The 15700-nt window shown below is 65.8% G+C and carries 13 protein-coding genes; 4 read left to right on the forward strand and 9 right to left on the reverse strand.

All coding sequences use genetic code 11. The features are described from left to right. The first annotated feature begins 42 nt into the window (after positions 1-42). From V9L18_RS18280 to V9L18_RS18295, 4 genes are read left to right on the forward strand one after another with little or no spacing between them, the layout of a single operon-like run. The gene (locus tag V9L18_RS18280) at positions 43-1005 is read left to right on the forward strand and encodes a sugar-binding transcriptional regulator (RefSeq protein ID WP_337348575.1); all 963 of its coding nucleotides are present in this window, start codon (positions 43-45) and stop codon (positions 1003-1005) included. A gap of 35 nt (positions 1006-1040) precedes the next feature. Then, a complete protein-coding gene (locus V9L18_RS18285) occupies positions 1041-1916 on the forward strand; it encodes an aldo/keto reductase (protein WP_337348576.1) in 876 nt (291 codons plus the stop codon). 11 nt (positions 1917-1927) lie between these two features. Further along, positions 1928-2857, forward strand: coding sequence for an alpha/beta fold hydrolase (locus V9L18_RS18290; protein ID WP_337348577.1), 930 nt, complete (start codon positions 1928-1930; stop codon positions 2855-2857). Next, positions 2854-3957, forward strand: a complete 1104-nt coding sequence (locus V9L18_RS18295; RefSeq protein ID WP_337348578.1) for a glycosyltransferase family 4 protein — start codon at positions 2854-2856, stop codon at positions 3955-3957. The genes V9L18_RS18290 and V9L18_RS18295 overlap by 4 nt, the downstream gene beginning before the upstream one ends. Positions 3958-3980: 23 nt before the next feature. On the opposite strand, the gene V9L18_RS18300 is transcribed toward V9L18_RS18295, so the two are convergent. From V9L18_RS18300 to carA, 9 genes are all read right to left on the reverse strand, one after another. Continuing rightward, on the reverse strand, positions 3981-6143 hold the full coding sequence (locus tag V9L18_RS18300) for a primosomal protein N' (protein WP_337348579.1): 2163 nt from the start codon (positions 6141-6143) through the stop codon (positions 3981-3983). Between the two features lie 149 nt (positions 6144-6292). Next, a complete protein-coding gene (metK, locus tag V9L18_RS18305; protein WP_337348580.1) occupies positions 6293-7528 on the reverse strand; it encodes a methionine adenosyltransferase in 1236 nt (411 codons plus the stop codon). Positions 7529-7605: 77 nt separating this feature from the next. Next, positions 7606-8850 (reverse strand): bifunctional phosphopantothenoylcysteine decarboxylase/phosphopantothenate--cysteine ligase CoaBC, encoded by a 1245-nt coding sequence (gene coaBC, locus V9L18_RS18310; protein WP_337348581.1) that lies wholly within the window; start codon positions 8848-8850, stop codon positions 7606-7608. Between the two features lie 30 nt (positions 8851-8880). Then, on the reverse strand, positions 8881-9141 hold the full coding sequence (gene rpoZ / locus V9L18_RS18315; RefSeq protein ID WP_003800778.1) for a DNA-directed RNA polymerase subunit omega: 261 nt from the start codon (positions 9139-9141) through the stop codon (positions 8881-8883). Between the two features lie 39 nt (positions 9142-9180). Then, the gene (gene gmk, locus V9L18_RS18320) at positions 9181-9753 is read right to left on the reverse strand and encodes a guanylate kinase (RefSeq protein WP_337348582.1); all 573 of its coding nucleotides are present in this window, start codon (positions 9751-9753) and stop codon (positions 9181-9183) included. 44 nt (positions 9754-9797) lie between these two features. Further along, positions 9798-10115, reverse strand: coding sequence for an integration host factor, actinobacterial type (gene mihF, locus V9L18_RS18325; protein WP_337348583.1), 318 nt, complete (start codon positions 10113-10115; stop codon positions 9798-9800). 109 nt (positions 10116-10224) lie between these two features. Beyond that, complete coding sequence (gene pyrF, locus V9L18_RS18330; protein ID WP_337348584.1) at positions 10225-11097, reverse strand: orotidine-5'-phosphate decarboxylase; 873 nt, start codon at positions 11095-11097, stop codon at positions 10225-10227. After that, entirely contained in the window at positions 11090-14419 is a 3330-nt protein-coding gene (gene carB, locus V9L18_RS18335; RefSeq protein WP_337348585.1) for a carbamoyl-phosphate synthase large subunit, read from the reverse strand. Before carB ends, pyrF begins: the two co-directional genes overlap by 8 nt. Beyond that, the gene (carA, locus tag V9L18_RS18340) at positions 14419-15696 is read right to left on the reverse strand and encodes a glutamine-hydrolyzing carbamoyl-phosphate synthase small subunit (RefSeq protein WP_337348586.1); all 1278 of its coding nucleotides are present in this window, start codon (positions 15694-15696) and stop codon (positions 14419-14421) included. Before carA ends, carB begins: the two co-directional genes overlap by 1 nt. Positions 15697-15700 lie beyond the last annotated feature (4 nt).

Raw genomic sequence — 15700 nt, forward strand, 5'->3', positions numbered from 1 at the left:
AGAGTCAACCTCTATGCACAAACGTGCAGAATGGATTCCCCCATGTCACCCTCACGCCACTCCGACACCCTGCGGGCCGCGCAGATGTATTACTTGCAGGACCTCACCATGGACGCCATCGCCCGGGAACTGCGCACGTCCCGTTCCACGGTTTCCCGGCTCCTGTCCTCGGCCCGGGACTCCGGCCTCGTCCAGATCCAGATCCGCAATCCAATGGATACCGGCCCGGAACTGGAGGGCATGATCCGGGACGAGTACAACGTGGACGTGCACGTTGTCCCAATCCTGGAAACCCTGAACGAAGCTGAAACCCTGGACCGCGTAGCCATGCAGGCCGCACGAACGATCGGGCCGCTGGTGGATTCCAACGCCATCATCGGGGTGGCCTGGGGCTCCACGCTGAGCGCAGTGAGCCGGCACCTCACCCGCAAGATCACCCACGACACCGTCATCGTCCAACTCAACGGTGCGGGGAATATGCACACTACGGGCATCACGTACGCCAGCGACATCATGCGCCGCTTCGGAAGTGCCTACGGCGCCCGGGTGGAGCAGTTCCCGGTACCGGCGTTTTTTGACCACGCAGCGACCAAGACGGCCATGTGGAATGAACGCAGCGTGCAACGGATCCTGGAGCTCCAGTCAAGGATGAGCATGGCGATCTTCGGCGTGGGTTCGGTGGACGCCGACTTTCCAAGCCACGTCTACGCAGGGGGCTATTTGGACGAAAGTGACCTCAAGATCCTTGCAGAATCGGATGTTGTGGGCGACGTCGCAACCGTGTTTTTCCGTGGTGACGGGTCTTCTGACGGCATCGTACTCAATGAACGGTCCACCGGCCCTGCGCTCGCGGAACTGAAGCAGGTCCGGCGCCGCATCTGCGTGGTGTCCGGGGCGTCGAAGATCAATGGCCTGCGCGGAGCCTTGACCGCGGGGCTGGCGACCGACCTGATCCTTGATGAAGCAAGCGCGCGGCGCCTGGTCAGTTTCGACGGCCCCACCTGACGGAGTCTGTGTACAGAATGGGTAGAGTCGTTGCTATGAAAACCTCTCCCCGGCTCAGCCTGAACAACGGCGTGCTGATCGACCAGTTGGGATATGGGCTGTACAAGGTTCCGGTCGCGGAGGCGTCCGCCCTGGTGGCCACGGCACTGGGCGCCGGTTACCGGCATTTCGACACCGCAGCCATGTACGGGAATGAAACCGGAGTGGCCCGCGGGATCAGCTCCTCCTTCGGGTACGACGGCGGAACCGGAAGTGGCGGCTCAGGGGAAGCGGCGCCCGCGTTGTCCCGGGAGGACGTTTTCATTACCACGAAGGTCTGGAACGATGACCAGGGCTATGACGCAACGCTCCATGCGTTCGATACCTCCATGGTGAACCTCGGCCTGGACTACATAGACATGTACCTGATCCACTGGCCCTGCGCCCGGCGCGGGCTTTTCACGGAAACCTACCGCGCCCTGGAAACTCTGTATCGCGAAGGCAAAGTGCGTGCCATCGGCGTGTGCAATTTCCAGCCCGCCCACCTGGACCGACTGCTGCATACGGCGGAGGTTGTGCCGGCCGTCAATCAGATCGAACTGCATCCCTGGCTCCAACAGGCTGAGCTCCGGGAGTTGCATGCTGCACTCGGTATCCTGACGGAGGCGTGGAGCCCCCTGGGGCGCGGGCAGGTCCTGGCGGACCCCGTGGTCCTGGCCTGCGCCGCCGAACACGGGGTGACGGCGGCACAGGTCATCCTGCGATGGCATGTCCAGCTGGGCCACATCGCCATCCCCAAAGCCAGCTCGGAGCCCCGGATCCGCGAAAATCTGGACGTCTTCCGCTTTGCGCTTTCGGACCGCGACATGACTGCGCTCGCTGAACTTGACCGGGGATACCGCACCGGGTCCCACCCTGACAACGTCAACTAGGACCGAGGGCCATGAAAACAGCTGACTCCCCGCCTCCCACCACGCCGTCCTACTTCAGCCATGAACTCGCGGCCCGGACCCAGGCCTCTGAGATAGAGCTCAACGGCAGCACCGTGGCCTACTGGACCTATGAACCGGTACAGGCGACACCGGAGACACGGACCATTCTGGTGATCCACGGCTTCAGGGGTGATCACCATGGGCTGCTCAGGGTTGCGGACCAGTTGCCGGGAATGCGGATCATCATGCCGGACCTCCCCGGCTTCGGCAGCTCCGGGGCCTTTGCCTCAGGAACCCATTCCGTGGAGCACTACGGCACGTTCATCACTGACTTTATGGCTGCCTTGGGCCTCGGCCCGGACACCGTGCTGCTGGGCCATTCGTTCGGGTCCATCGTTGCCGCGCACTTCGTGGCAGCCTACCCCGGTGCAGTGTCACCGCTGATCCTCATCAATCCGATTGCGGCACCGGCGTTGGAGGGGCCGAAGGGGATCATGACGAAACTTGCCGTCCTCTACTATCGGCTCGCGGCCCGGCTCCCCCGGAGGCTGGGCCTTGCGTTGCTCCGCAGCCCCCTGATCGTCCGCGTCATGAGCGAGGCCATGGCCAAAACCCCTGACAAAGAGCTTCGCCGGTTCATCCACGGCCAGCACCATGCCTACTTCAGCGCATTCGCCGACCGGGACAGCCTGCTGGAATCCTTCACAGCTTCCGTCAGCGGAAACGTGGCCGAGGTGGCCGGGCAGTTGTCACTGCCGGTCCTGCTCATCGCCGGCGAGAAGGACGAGATTGCGATGCTGCCTGACCAGCACCGCCTCGCCGCGCTGCTGCCTGACGGCACCCTTAAGGTGATCCCCGGCGTCGGGCACCTGATCCACTACGAAACGCCCGCGCCGGCCGCCGGCTTCATCCTCACTTTCCTTAAGGACCACCCCGCGTGAAAATAGTCGTCGACGCCCGCTTCACCCGGACCGACCACCATGACGGAATCAGCCGCTATGGAGCCAGCCTGATAGCCGCAACGGCAAAGATCGCCGACGTGTCCATGCTCATCAGCGATCACCGGCAGCTTGCCCTGCTCCCCGACGTTCCCTACACGCTGATCAACAGCCCGCTCTCCCCGATGGAGCTCTTCGTGGCGCGGAAGATCAACCCGCTCAAAGCTGACGTGGTGGTGTGTCCCATGCAGACCATGGGCACGTGGGGCCGAAAGTACGGACTGGTCCTGACCCTGCACGACCTCATCTACTATGAGCACCCCGCCCCGCCGGGATTCCTGCCAGCACCCGTGCGCGTCTTGTGGCGCCTTTACCACAAGGCGTACTGGCCACAGCGGCTCCTGCTCAACCGGGCTGACATCGTGGCCACCATCAGCAGCACCACGGAAGCACTGATGGCCAAGTACCGGCTCACCAGCCGCCCCGTGCGGATCATCAGCAACGCACCGCAACCAGACCAGGAGCCCCGGGACGCAGCCGCCGGGGCGGAGCACTCGCTCATCTACATGGGTTCGTTCATGCCCTACAAAAACGTGGAGACCATGGTGGCCGGAATGGCCGAACTGCCCGACTTCACCCTGCACCTGCTCAGCAGGATCACCCCCCAACGCAGGGCCGAACTGGAGATCATGGTGCCCCAGGGCGCCAAGGTGGTGTTCCATAACGGGGTGACTGACGACGAGTACGCCACCCTGCTCAAGAGCGCAACTGCCTTGGTGAGCCTCTCCCGGGCGGAGGGATACGGACTGCCACTCGTGGAGGCGATGGCACTGGGCACACCGGTCATCGCCAGCGACATCCCCATCTTCCGGGAGGTTGGCGGTCACGCTGCGTCCTACGTTGACCCCGGCTCTGCCGCGGAGTTTGCCACCGCCGTGAAAAAACTACGCGACGGCGAGCATTGGCAGGACGTGTCGCGGCGCTCCGTGGCGCGGGCGGCAGAGTTCACCTGGGATGAATCCGCCCGGCAACTGGTTGACGTGGCCCATGACATCGTGGCGGCCCGGTCAGGCGGCCGGAAACGTCCGACTGATCCGGCCTGAGCGGCCTAGGCGGGCCGACCGCACTACAGGACATCCACCCCGTCCAGGCGGAGCTGTACCGGTTCCTCGATCCGCTTGGCCGCAGCCGCTGCACGGGCGGCACGCAACACCCGGGTTACCTTCGCTGCCTGCCCATACGGGAAGAACAATAGCGTGCGGACGTCTTCGCCCAGCCGCTGGGGCGTGGCCGCGCCGACGAGCAGCACCGGCGCCGGTCCTGCCGTCCGCAGGGTCACCCCGTCTGCCTCCAGCTGCTTTTCCACACCCTCGGTGAAATGCACGACGGCGGCACGCGGGCCCGTGACAGAGGCGATCCGGACCGCAGGGGGCAACTGGAGCTCCACCCGGAGCGCCAGTTCGCGCTGGGCATAACCGGCGGGATCCCAGCGCAGCAAGGCGCCAACTGCAGCGGTATCGGCCGCCGTGATCACCACGAGCCCACCGTCGGAGGCGGGCCGCACCAGGGCGGCGGCGTTGAACCAGCGCCGGACGGTGTCCTCCCCCGCCCGGAGGTTTTCGCGGCGGAGAAGCGAGTCGCCGTCCAGGAGCAGTGCCGCGGCATATCCCCCGTCCGCTACCGGCTCGGCACCCACCGTGGCGACCACGAGGACCTTTCCGTTGCCGACGTCTGTCTTGACGTGATCCCCTGATGAGGTGACCACCGCCTTGCCGGGGAACGCCCGGCCCAATTCCTCGGCGGTCCGCATCACCCCGGTGGCGCCCTTGCGGAGCCGGCGGCCGCCGCAATGGCTGCACTCCCAGTCCGGGGCCGGGGTGGAGCACCAGCGGCACTGGGGCATTGCGGCGCTGCCACTGGCACCGGCAATGGCCAAGGGGCCCTGGCAGGATCCGCAGCGCGCCGGCTCGCGGCAGGTTTCGCACACCAGCGACGGTGCGTAGCCGGCACGGGCCACCTGGACCAGGACCGGCCCCCGTTCCAGGCCCTCCTTCGCGGCGCGCCAGGCCGCCCCGGGCAGCCTGGCGATGCGGGCCAGCGGGTCACGTTCCTGTTCGAAACTGTCTGCAGTGTTCAAGACCCTGGGTACGGTGGAGCGGACTGCCGTGCGTTCGGCGACCACAGGCATGGCCCAGCCCGTTTCCACCAGCCGCTGCAGCTCTGTGCTGCGGCTGTGACCCGCCATCAGGCAAGCAGTGCCTTCCTGGCCGGCGCGCAGGAGCAGGACGTCGCGCGCGTGCGCGTAGGGAGCACGCTGCTCGATGTGGAGGTCGTTTCCGTCGTCCCAACAAGCCACAAGGCCGAGGTCGCGGACCGGCGCGAATGCCGCCGACCTGGTGCCGATGGCCACCTGCGCGGAACCGTCGAGCACGCGCAGGAAGTTCCGGTACCGCGGTGTTGGGCCGTCCTCGGCGGTCAACCGGGCGACGTCATCGGCAGGCAAGAGTGCCGCCAGCGCCTTTTCGAGGCGGTCCAGGTCACGGTAGTCGGGAACCACCACCACAGCACCCCGGCCGGAGGCACGGACCGCAGCAACGGCTTCAGCGATCAGTTGCGGCCACGCCGAACGCCCAAAGCCCTGGAGGGGACTGAACACCGCGCGCGGAGAACCGCCCTCCCTCAGGTGACGGACAAACGCTTCACCGTTGCGGTACGCCTTCCAACCGCCGGACACAGCATGGTTAGCGGCTGCGGCTGTGTCTTCGACGTCAGAACCCCCGCCCGACGGCGACGCAGGGCCTGATGCCTCTGCCTCCACGGAACGGGCCAGAAACTCCTTTTCAAGCTTGGCCACCCGCGGCGGAACCGCAGCGCGCAGCACATCACTGAGGGTTCCGGCGTAGCGCGCGGCGACTGCCGAGGCCAGGTCCCGGACGGCCGGAGTCAGGACAGGCACCGGCGAGATGACCTTGTACAGCGGAACCAGGGTATGGCCGGCGTCAGATTCGGCGGCGCGTTCCATGATGAAACCGCCCAGTTCCTGGCCACTGAACTTGACCTTGACCCGCACTCCGGGCTGCGCAGCGGCATCGAGGTCCGCCGGCACAATGTAATCAAACGGGCGGTCAAGGTGGGGCAACGCCGACTCCACCAGCACCCTGGCAACCGGGAGGCGCGCGGCCAGGGCAGGACCGGTCTGCGGCGTGCGCGGCGGGAAACCCTGGAGCAAGGACATCTGCACACCGCCGGGAACGTCAGGCTCTGCCTGGACAGCCTTATCTCTTGCCATGTCGGCTACCCCCTACAGCATCCGGCGCGGGCCAGGTTGGTTGCCGGACACTGACTCCGGCGTTCCTTACTGACTGGACACAACCAACCAACCACCTTGCCCTGACATTTTCAGCCGGGCCGGGCGGAAGGCTTGGTCGGCTAGGCAAACTAGGCGTTGAAGAAGGCCTTGAGATCGTCCACGCGGTCCAGGCGCTCCCAGGTGAAGTCGGGATCGTCGCGGCCGAAGTGGCCGTGTGCCGCAGTCTTGGCGTAGATGGGCCGCTTGAGATCCAGGGCGTCGATGATGGCACGCGGGCGGAGGTCGAAGATTTCGGCGATCGCGGCGCTGATCCGCGCCGGGTCCACGGTTTCCGTGCCAAACGTTTCCACGTACGTGCCAACCGGGCGGGCCTGGCCGATCGCGTAGGCAATCTGGATTTCGGCGCGCTTTGCCAAGCCTGCGGCCACCACGTTCTTCGCAACCCAGCGCATGGCGTAGGCGGCCGAACGGTCCACTTTGGACGGGTCCTTGCCCGAGAACGCGCCGCCGCCGTGGCGGGCCATGCCGCCGTAGGTGTCAACGATGATCTTGCGTCCGGTCAGGCCGGCGTCGCCGACGGGTCCGCCGATGACAAATTCTCCCGCGGGGTTCAGGATGTTGGCTGCCCGCGAGATGTCCAGGTTGGCGGCGGCCAGTACCGGATTGATCACGAAGGAGGCGAGGTCGGCGCGGAGCCGGTCCAGGCTGGTTCCTTCGGCGTGCTGGCTGGAGATGACCACGGTTTCCACCGAAACCGGGATGTCCTTGTCGTAGCCCACAGTGACCTGCGTCTTGCCGTCGGGTCGGAGGTAGGAAAGCTCGCCGGACTTGCGCACTTCGGTCAGGCGTTCGGACAGGCGGTGCGCGAGCCAGATCGGCGTCGGCATGTACGACGGCGTTTCATCACTGGCGTAGCCGAACATCAGGCCCTGGTCGCCGGCGCCCTGGAGATCGTAGTCATCCTCCTGGCGGCCCTCGCGGGCCTCGAGGGAGTTGAACACGCCGCCGGCGATGTCGTTTGACTGCTGCCCAATGGAGACGGACACGCCGCAACGTGCGCCATCGAAGCCGTTGGCCGAGGAATCGTAGCCGATGCCAAGGATGGTCTCGCGGACGATCTGCGGGATCTCAACGTAGGCGTCCGTAGTGACCTCGCCGGCAACGTGGACCAGGCCCGTAGTGGCCATGGTTTCGACGGCGACGCGGGACTCCGGATCCGCAGCCAGCAGGGCGTCGAGGATGGCGTCGCTGATCTGGTCACAGATCTTGTCCGGGTGGCCTTCAGTCACCGACTCGGAGGTGAAGAGCCGGAGCGCCGAGGGCGTGGCCCCGTGGGTGTGGGGAATGTGCAGCGGTAAAGTCACTCAACTACCTTACTGGTTGGGAAACGGGCGTCCGGCAGCGTATGTCCCCATGCTAAGGAAACGTTGCCGGCCTGCCGTCAGGCGCGGTGCGAAACGTGGTTCAGCTCATAGCCGATCCGGCTAATAACGGCGGCAGAGACTTCGGTCTTTGATCCTGAAGCCTCCTGGGGTTCGGAGCCGGAGCGCGAAAGGATGACGACGGCGTTGGTGTCCTGGCCAAAGACTTTATCCGTGCCCACATGGTTGACGACCAGCAGATCGCAGCCCTTGCGCCTGAGCTTGGCCTCGGCGTACGCCAGCACATCCCCCTCGCCGTCACCGGTCTCAGCGGCGAAGCCCACAATCAGCTGGCTGCGGCGCGCCTGGTCGTGGGCGGCATCGCGTACTTCCACCAGTTCGTGCAGGATGTCGGGATTCCGGACCAGGGAGATGACGGGGTCAGCGGCGTCGTCGCGCTTCTTGATTTTTGTGCCGGATATCTCGGCGGGACGGAAGTCGGCCACCGCGGCGGCCATAATGACGACGTCGGAATCCGCTGCAGCGGCCAGCGCGGCTTCCCGCAACTGCAGCGCAGTCTCCACTTCCACTACTTCAACGCCGGCCGGCGGCGGTACTTCCATATGTGCAGCCAGGAGCCGGACCGAAGCTCCCGCGTTGCGGGCGGCAACTGCCAGGGCGACGCCCTGCTTGCCCGATGACCGGTTTCCCAGGAAGCGCACCGGGTCCAGTGGTTCGCGTGTACCGCCGGCGCTGATGGTGACCGTTTTTCCGGCAAGCGGCAGTTGATAGTCGGACCTGCCCTGGGCCAGGGCGATGGCGGCGTCGAAGATGGCCTCCGGTTCGGGCAGGCGGCCAGGGCCTGAGTCAGAGCCGGTCAGCCGTCCGGAGGCGGGCTCCAGGACAGCTGCGCCCCGCCCCCGCAATGTCTCCACATTGGCGCGCGTGGCCGGGTGCTGCCACATCTCCGTATGCATGGCCGGGGCAAAAAGCACCGGACCGCTGGCCATCAGAAGGGTGTTCGTGAGGAGGTCGTTGGCTTGGCCGGTGGCGGCACGCGCCAGCAGGTCCGCCGTCGCCGGTGCCACCACGATGAGGTCCGCTTCGTGACCCAACCGCACATGGTTGACCTGGTGGACGTCGTCGAAGACGCTATTGCTGACGGGGTGCCCGGACAGGGCCTCCCACGTAGCGACTCCCACGAAGCGGGTAGCCGCTTCCGTGGGAATCACCGTGACGTCATGGCCGGCTTCAGTAAAAAGCCGGAGGAGCGATGCCACCTTGTAGGCGGCAATCCCTCCCCCGACTCCGAGGACTATGCGCACGTGACCTCCGTCAACAGGCAGTCTGTGTAATTACTCTGCGGCTTCGATCGGCGTGGAAACGAGTTTGCCTTCGTTGATCTCACGCAGGGCGATCGAGAGTGACTTCTCGTTCAGCTTGGTGTCGACCAACGGGCCGACGTACTCGAACAGGCCCTCGTGCAGCTGGGCGTAGTAAGCGTTGATCTGACGTGCACGCTTGGCGCCGAAGATCACCAGGCCGTACTTGGAATCAGCTGCCTCAAGCAGCGAGTCGATCGGCGGGTTGATGATGCCTTCAAGGTTCGTGGACACGAATTCTCCAAATTCTAACGGGCCGACTGCTACCGGCAACTAGTGCGGGTGCGGTGTCAGCCCCATGAGTGAAACAAGCTCGTCCGCTGCCCGGCGAACGTCATCATTGATGACGGTGTGGTCAAACTCCGGTTCAGCGGCAAGTTCTAGTTTAGCGGTTTCCAGCCTTTGCCGCTGTTCCTCCGCAGTTTCGGTGCCGCGGCCTACCAGCCGGCGCACCATTTCGTCCCAGCTCGGCGGCGCGAGGAAGACGAATTGGGCATCCGGGACCGCCGCCTTGACCTGTCGGGCACCCTGCAGGTCGATCTCCAACAGAACCGACTTTCCGTCGGCGATGGCTTCGTTCACGGTGCTTTTCAGCGTGCCGTACGTGTTCTGGCCGTGGACCACTGCCCATTCCAGGAACTCCCCGGCAGCGACCAGGGATTCGAACTCTTCCTTCGATTTAAAGAAGTAGTGGATGCCGTCCTGCTCACCGGGCCGCGGAGCGCGGGTGGTGGCCGATACGGAAAGCCAGACTTCGGGGTAGTTATCCCGGATGTAGGTGGACACGGTGCCTTTGCCAACAGCCGTCGGACCTGCGAGGACTGTCAGTCCCGGTTTCTTGCTCACATATTCCTTTGCGGCGGTTCGGATGGGGCGAACCGTGGCACGCCCTACTTCTCGTCTATAAAATCTACCAGCGCCTGGCGCTGGTGAATGCCCAGCCCCCGGACCCGCCGGGAAGCGGCTATTCCCAGCTGCTCCATAATGGCCGCGGCCCGCACCTTGCCGATGCCAGGCAGCGCCTCAAGGAGCTCGGCCACACGCATCCTCGCAAGGGCGTCGTCGCCGGCCGCCGAACTGATGATGTCCGCGGCCGACGTCTCGCCGTTCTTGAGCCGCTCTTTTGCCGCCGCCCTGGCTGCCCTGGCAGCGGCTGCCTTCTGCAGCGCGTCCGCGCGTTCCGACGCGGATAACGGTCGCAGGCTCATGGAGGACACCCCCGGTTTTCTCGGATGCATCCAAGGCGGCCGCCATTGGACTTGTCCTGAAACCTACCCTCTGGTGCCCCGCGAATCAATGGACCGGCGCTACGCCAGGCTAGCCTTCGCGAAGTCCCTCAAGCGTCCGCAGGGCGGCCTCCTGGAGCCCCCGTATATCGGGGCCGGCGGCAAGGATGTCGCGGCTGGATGTCCCCAGCACCTGCGGGTACGCCGGACCGAACGTCGTGCGCAGGTCAGCCCCGGTGGCGCCCTGCGCCCCCAGCCCCGGGGCAAGGATGGGCCCGCGGACGGCTTGCAGGTCCAGCTGCAGGTCAGTCAGCGCAGAACCCACGGTGGCTCCGACCACGAGTCCAACGGACCCGAGGGGCCCGTCGTAGCGGCGGTTCTCCGCTGCAGCCGCCTCGGTGATCCGCCGGGCCACGGAGTCGCCCCCGCCGATGTGCTGCACGGACGCCCCCTCCGGGTTGGATGTCAATGCCAGGACGAACACACCGCGGCCGTATTCGGCCGCGAGGTCCAGGGCGGGGCGGAGGGATTCAAACCCCAGGTACGGGCTAAGCGTCACGGAGTCGGCTGCCAGTGCCGACCCGTCCCGCAGCCAGGCGTCAGCGTACGCGGCCATGGTGGAGCCGATGTCGCCGCGCTTGGCGTCGGCGATGGTGAGCACCGACTCGTCGCGCGCCGCGGCGAGGAACTCCTCAAGGACGGCCATGCCGGCCGAGCCGTGACGTTCGTAGAGTGCCACCTGTGGCTTGACCGCGGCAGCGAGCGAACCGACCGCCTCCAGGACCGTCAGCGAAAAGCGCCTCAGCCCGGCGGCGTCGTCGTTCAATCCCCAGCTCTTCAGGAGCGCCGGGTGCGGGTCAATGCCCACGCACAGCGGCCCGCGGGCGGCCATGGCCGCCCCCAGCCGGGAGCCGAACGGCTCCCGGACTGTGGAGCTGGTTACTGCGGATCCGGCGTCAGGCATGGTGCACTGCCGTGCCCTGCGACGCGGCGAGCTGCGACGCGGCCAGCGCCGCGGCGTGCTCCTGCAGGCTGGTCACGGACCACTCGTACGTGCGCATGGCCTCGATCGCCTGCACTGCCGCGTTGAATTCAGCCACAGTAGTGATGCAGGGGATGCCGATGGAGGTGGCGGCTGCGCGGAGTTCGTAGCCATCGCTGCGGGCTTCGCCGCCGGACGGAGTGTTGAACACCATGTCGATGTCGCCGGCGATGACGAGGTCCGCGATGGTGCCCTCGCCCTCGGCGCTGCTGCCTTCGGCGACCTTGCGCACCGGGGTGGCCTGGATGCCGTTGCGGCGCAGGACATCAGCGGTACCGCCAGTGGACACGATCTCGAAGCCAAGGTCCGAAAGCCGCTTGACGCCCATGATCACCGACCGCTTATCCCGATTGGCCACGGAGACAAAGATCTTGCCCTCGGTGGGCAGCGCGTTGTTGGCGGCTGCCTGGCTTTTGGCGAACGCGGTGTCGAAGTGCTTGTCGATGCCCATCACTTCACCAGTGGAACGCATTTCCGGGCCGAGCAGGGAGTCGACGACCTTGCCTTCAGGCGTACGGAAGCGGCTGAACGGCAGCACGGCTTCCTTGACGGACACCGGCGCGTCCAGCGGCAGAGTGGAACCGTCTCCCGTTTCCGGCAGCATCTTGTAGGCGCTGCGGAGCTGGCCGATGGTAACGCCTGTACCGATCAGGGCCGCGGCCTTGGCCATCTGGACGCCGGTGGCCTTGGACACAAACGGCACGGTGCGGGAGGCACGCGGGTTCGCTTCCAGGACATAGAGGACGTCCGAGGCGAGGGCGAACTGGATGTTGATCAGGCCGCGCACGCCCACGCCTTCTGCGATGGCGCGGGTGGCTGTGCGGACGCGTTCCAGGACGTTGTTACCCAGGGTGATGGGCGGCAGGACACAGGCGGAGTCGCCGGAGTGGATGCCGGCTTCCTCGATGTGCTCCATGATGCCGCCAAGGTACATGTCCGTGCCGTCGAAGAGCGCGTCAACGTCGATTTCGACGGCGTCTTCCAGGAACCGGTCGATCAGGACCGGGTGGTCCGGGGTGATCTCGGTGGCGTTGGCGATGTAGCGGGAGAGGTTGGCCTCGTCATAGACGATTTCCATACCGCGGCCGCCCAGCACGTAGGACGGGCGGACCAGGACGGGGTAGCCGATCTCGTCAGCGATCTTCTTGGCGTCCTCGAAGGACACGGCGGTGCCGTTCTTCGGGGAGATCAGGCCGGCCTTGTCCAGGACGCGGGAGAACGCCCCGCGGTGCTCGGCGAGGTCGATCGCCTCCGGCGACGTGCCCAGGATGGGGACACCGGCGTCGGCCAGCTGCTGCGCCAGCTTCAGCGGGGTCTGGCCGCCAAGCTGCACGAACACGCCCATGACGCCGCCGGTGCGTTCCTCCGCGGCGATGACCTCCAGGACGTCCTCAAGGGTCAGCGGCTCGAAGTACAGGCGGGTGGAGACGTCGTAGTCGGTGGAGACCGTCTCCGGGTTGCAGTTGACCATGACGGTCTCGTAGCCGGCCTTGCGCAGCGCCATGGAGGCGTGGACGCAGGAGTAGTCGAACTCGATGCCCTGGCCGATGCGGTTCGGACCGGAACCGAGGATCAGGATCGACGGCTTGGAGTGCAGCGCTACCTCGTCCTCCTCGTCGTAGGCCGAGTAGTGGTAGGGGGTGTAGGCGGCGAACTCGGCCGCACAGGTGTCCACAGTCTTGTAGACGGGACGGATCCCCAGCGCCTGGCGAACACCCCGGACCACGGCCTCGGAGTTGTGCGTCAGGGCTCCGATCTGCTCGTCGGAGAAGCCGTGGCGCTTGGCGCGCTTGAGCATGTCCACGGTCAAGGCGCCGGCCTCGCGAATCTCACGGGAGATCTCGTTCAGCAGCTGGAGCTGGTCCAGGAACCACGGATCGATCTTGGTGGCTGCATACAGCTCCTCCACGGTGGCGCCGCCGAGCATGGCCCGCTGGACCTGGTGCAGCCGCTCCGTGGTGGGGCGCTTGGACTTTTCGATGAGTTCCGGGACTTCCCATTCCGGGACGGAGCTGAAGTCCAGCTGCGAGCCCTTCTGTTCCAGGGAGCGGAGAGCCTTCTGCAGCGCTTCGGTGAAGTTCCGGCCCATGGCCATGGCCTCGCCCACGGACTTCATGGTGGTAGTGAGGGTGTTGTCGGCGGCCGGGAACTTCTCGAACGCGAAGCGCGGAACCTTGACCACCACGTAGTCCAGCGTGGGCTCGAAGGAAGCGGGGGTCTTCTGCGTGATGTCGTTCGGGATCTCGTCAAGCGTGTAGCCGAGGGAGAGCTTGGTGGCGATCTTGGCAATGGCGAAGCCGGTAGCCTTCGATGCCAGCGCTGAGGAGCGTGACACACGCGGGTTCATCTCGATGACCACCACACGCCCGGTGTCCGGTTCGATGGCGAACTGAATGTTGCAGCCGCCGGTGTCGACGCCGACTTCGCGGATCACTGCGATGGAGATGTCACGGAGCCGCTGGTACTCACGGTCAGTGAGGGTCAGTGCTGGCGCCACGGTGATGGAGTCGCCTGTGTGAACGCCCACGGGGTCGAAGTTCTCGATGGAGCAGACGACAACCACGTTGTCGTTCTTGTCCCGCATCATCTCGAGCTCGTATTCCTTCCAGCCGAGGATGCTCTCTTCGAGCAGAACCTCGCTGGTGGGGCTGTACTGCAGGCCCTGGCCCACGATGCGGCGGAGGTCATCCTCGTTGTACGCCAGGCCGGAACCCAGCCCGCCCATGGTGAAGGACGGACGCACCACCATGGGGTAGCCCAGGTCTTCGGCGGCCTTGAGGGCCTCGTCCATGGTGTGGATGATGTGGCTGCGGGCAGATTCCGCGCCGCAGCGCTCCACAACGCCCTTGAACTTTTCGCGGTCCTCGCCGAGCTCGATGGCGGCGATGTTCGCGCCGATGAGTTCCACGTTGTACTTCTCCAGCACACCGTTCTTGTCCAGCGCGATGGCCGTGTTCAACGCCGTCTGGCCGCCCAGGGTTGGCAGGACTGCGTCCGGACGCTCCTTGGCGATGATCTTCTCCACCACCTCGGGGGTGATGGGCTCGATGTACGTGGCGTCGGCGAACTCCGGGTCCGTCATGATGGTGGCCGGGTTCGAGTTCACGAGGATGACGCGCAGGCCCTCCTCCTTGAGGACACGAAGTGCCTGGGTGCCGGAGTAGTCGAATTCGGCGGCCTGGCCGATGACGATCGGGCCGGAACCGATGACCAGGACGCTCTTAAGGTCAGTTCTCTTGGGCATTACTTCTTGTCCTCAGTCTTGTTGTCAGTCGTGGTCGGATCGGCGGGGTGCTTCGCGTCAACCGGGTCCTTGGACAGGCCCGCGGTCCTGCCATCGCGGGTACCTTCCATCAGGTCGATGAAGCGGTCGAAAAGGTAGGCGGCGTCGTGCGGTCCGGCTGCCGCCTCGGGGTGGTACTGGACCGAGAAGGCGGGGATGTCCAGGCACGCGAGACCTTCCACGACGTCGTCGTTCAGGCTTACGTGGCTGACCTCGACGCGGCCGTACCGCTCCTCAGGGGCCTGGGTGGCGCCGTCGAGCGGTGCGTCCACGGCGAAACCGTGGTTCTGCGAGGTGATTTCCACTTTGCCGGTGCGGCGGTCCATCACGGGCTGGTTGATGCCGCGGTGGCCGTAGCGCAGCTTGTAGGTGCCAAAGCCCAGGGCGCGGCCCAGGATCTGGTTGCCGAAGCAGATGCCGAAGTACGGCAGCTTCTCGTCCAGGACCGAGCGCAGGAGCTTGACCTGGGCGTCGGCGGTGGCGGGGTCTCCCGGGCCGTTGGACATAAAGAAGCCGTCCGGGTTGACGGCCTTGACGTCCTCAAGGGTGGCGGTGGCGGGCAGCACGTGGACGCGCACGCCGCGTTCGGCGAACCGGATGGGGGTCATCGCCTTGATGCCAAGGTCGATTGCGGCAATGCTGAACCGGGCGTCGCCGTCCCAGCCGTGGTCTTTGGGCTCAACGACGTAGGCCTCATCGACACTGACTTCCTCAGCCAGGCGGGCGCCTTCCATGGGAGCGCTGGCGAGGACGGTGTCCAGGAGTTCCTTGTCGGTGGCCTGGGCGGCGTCGCCGGAGAAGATGCCGGCGCGCATGGTCTTGTGCTCGCGCAGGTGGCGGGTGATGGCGCGGGTGTCCACGCCCTGGATGCCCACGATTCCCTGCTCGACGAGTTCGGAGTCAAGAGATCGCTCCGACCGCCAGTTGGAGGGGCGGCGGGCGGCGTCGCGGACGATGTAGCCGGCTACCCAGATGCGGCGGGACTCAGCGTCTTCGCTGTTGACGCCGGTGTTTCCGATGTGCGGCGCGGTCTGCACCACCAGTTGGCGGGCGTAAGAGGGGTCCGTAATGGTCTCCTGGTAGCCGGTCATGCCAGTGGCGAAGACCGCCTCGCCCAAGGCGGTGCCGGTGGCGCCGTAGCTGGTGCCGCGGAAGATACGGCCGTCCTCCAGAACGAGCGCTGCCGTGGTGGAAACTGCTGGAGTGGCATCCACTTTTTCTGCTGCTGTTTGTGTCACTGTT

The organism is Pseudarthrobacter sp. CCNWLW217 (assembly GCF_037203985.1).
Lineage (GTDB): Bacteria > Actinomycetota > Actinomycetes > Actinomycetales > Micrococcaceae > Arthrobacter.

What these genes read in the sequence shown, in the direction of transcription:
- V9L18_RS18280 (WP_337348575.1), top strand. Translation starts at nt 43, where the DNA reads ATGTCACCCTCACGCCACTCCGACACCCTGCGGGCCGCGCAGATGTAT.
- V9L18_RS18285 (WP_337348576.1), top strand. Translation starts at nt 1,041, where the DNA reads ATGAAAACCTCTCCCCGGCTCAGCCTGAACAACGGCGTGCTGATCGAC.
- V9L18_RS18290 (WP_337348577.1), top strand. Translation starts at nt 1,928, where the DNA reads ATGAAAACAGCTGACTCCCCGCCTCCCACCACGCCGTCCTACTTCAGC.
- V9L18_RS18300 (WP_337348579.1), bottom strand. Translation starts at nt 6,143, where the DNA reads ATGGCAAGAGATAAGGCTGTCCAGGCAGAGCCTGACGTTCCCGGCGGT.
- mihF (WP_337348583.1), bottom strand. Translation starts at nt 10,115, where the DNA reads ATGAGCCTGCGACCGTTATCCGCGTCGGAACGCGCGGACGCGCTGCAG.
- pyrF (WP_337348584.1), bottom strand. Translation starts at nt 11,097, where the DNA reads ATGCCTGACGCCGGATCCGCAGTAACCAGCTCCACAGTCCGGGAGCCG.
- carB (WP_337348585.1), bottom strand. Translation starts at nt 14,419, where the DNA reads ATGCCCAAGAGAACTGACCTTAAGAGCGTCCTGGTCATCGGTTCCGGC.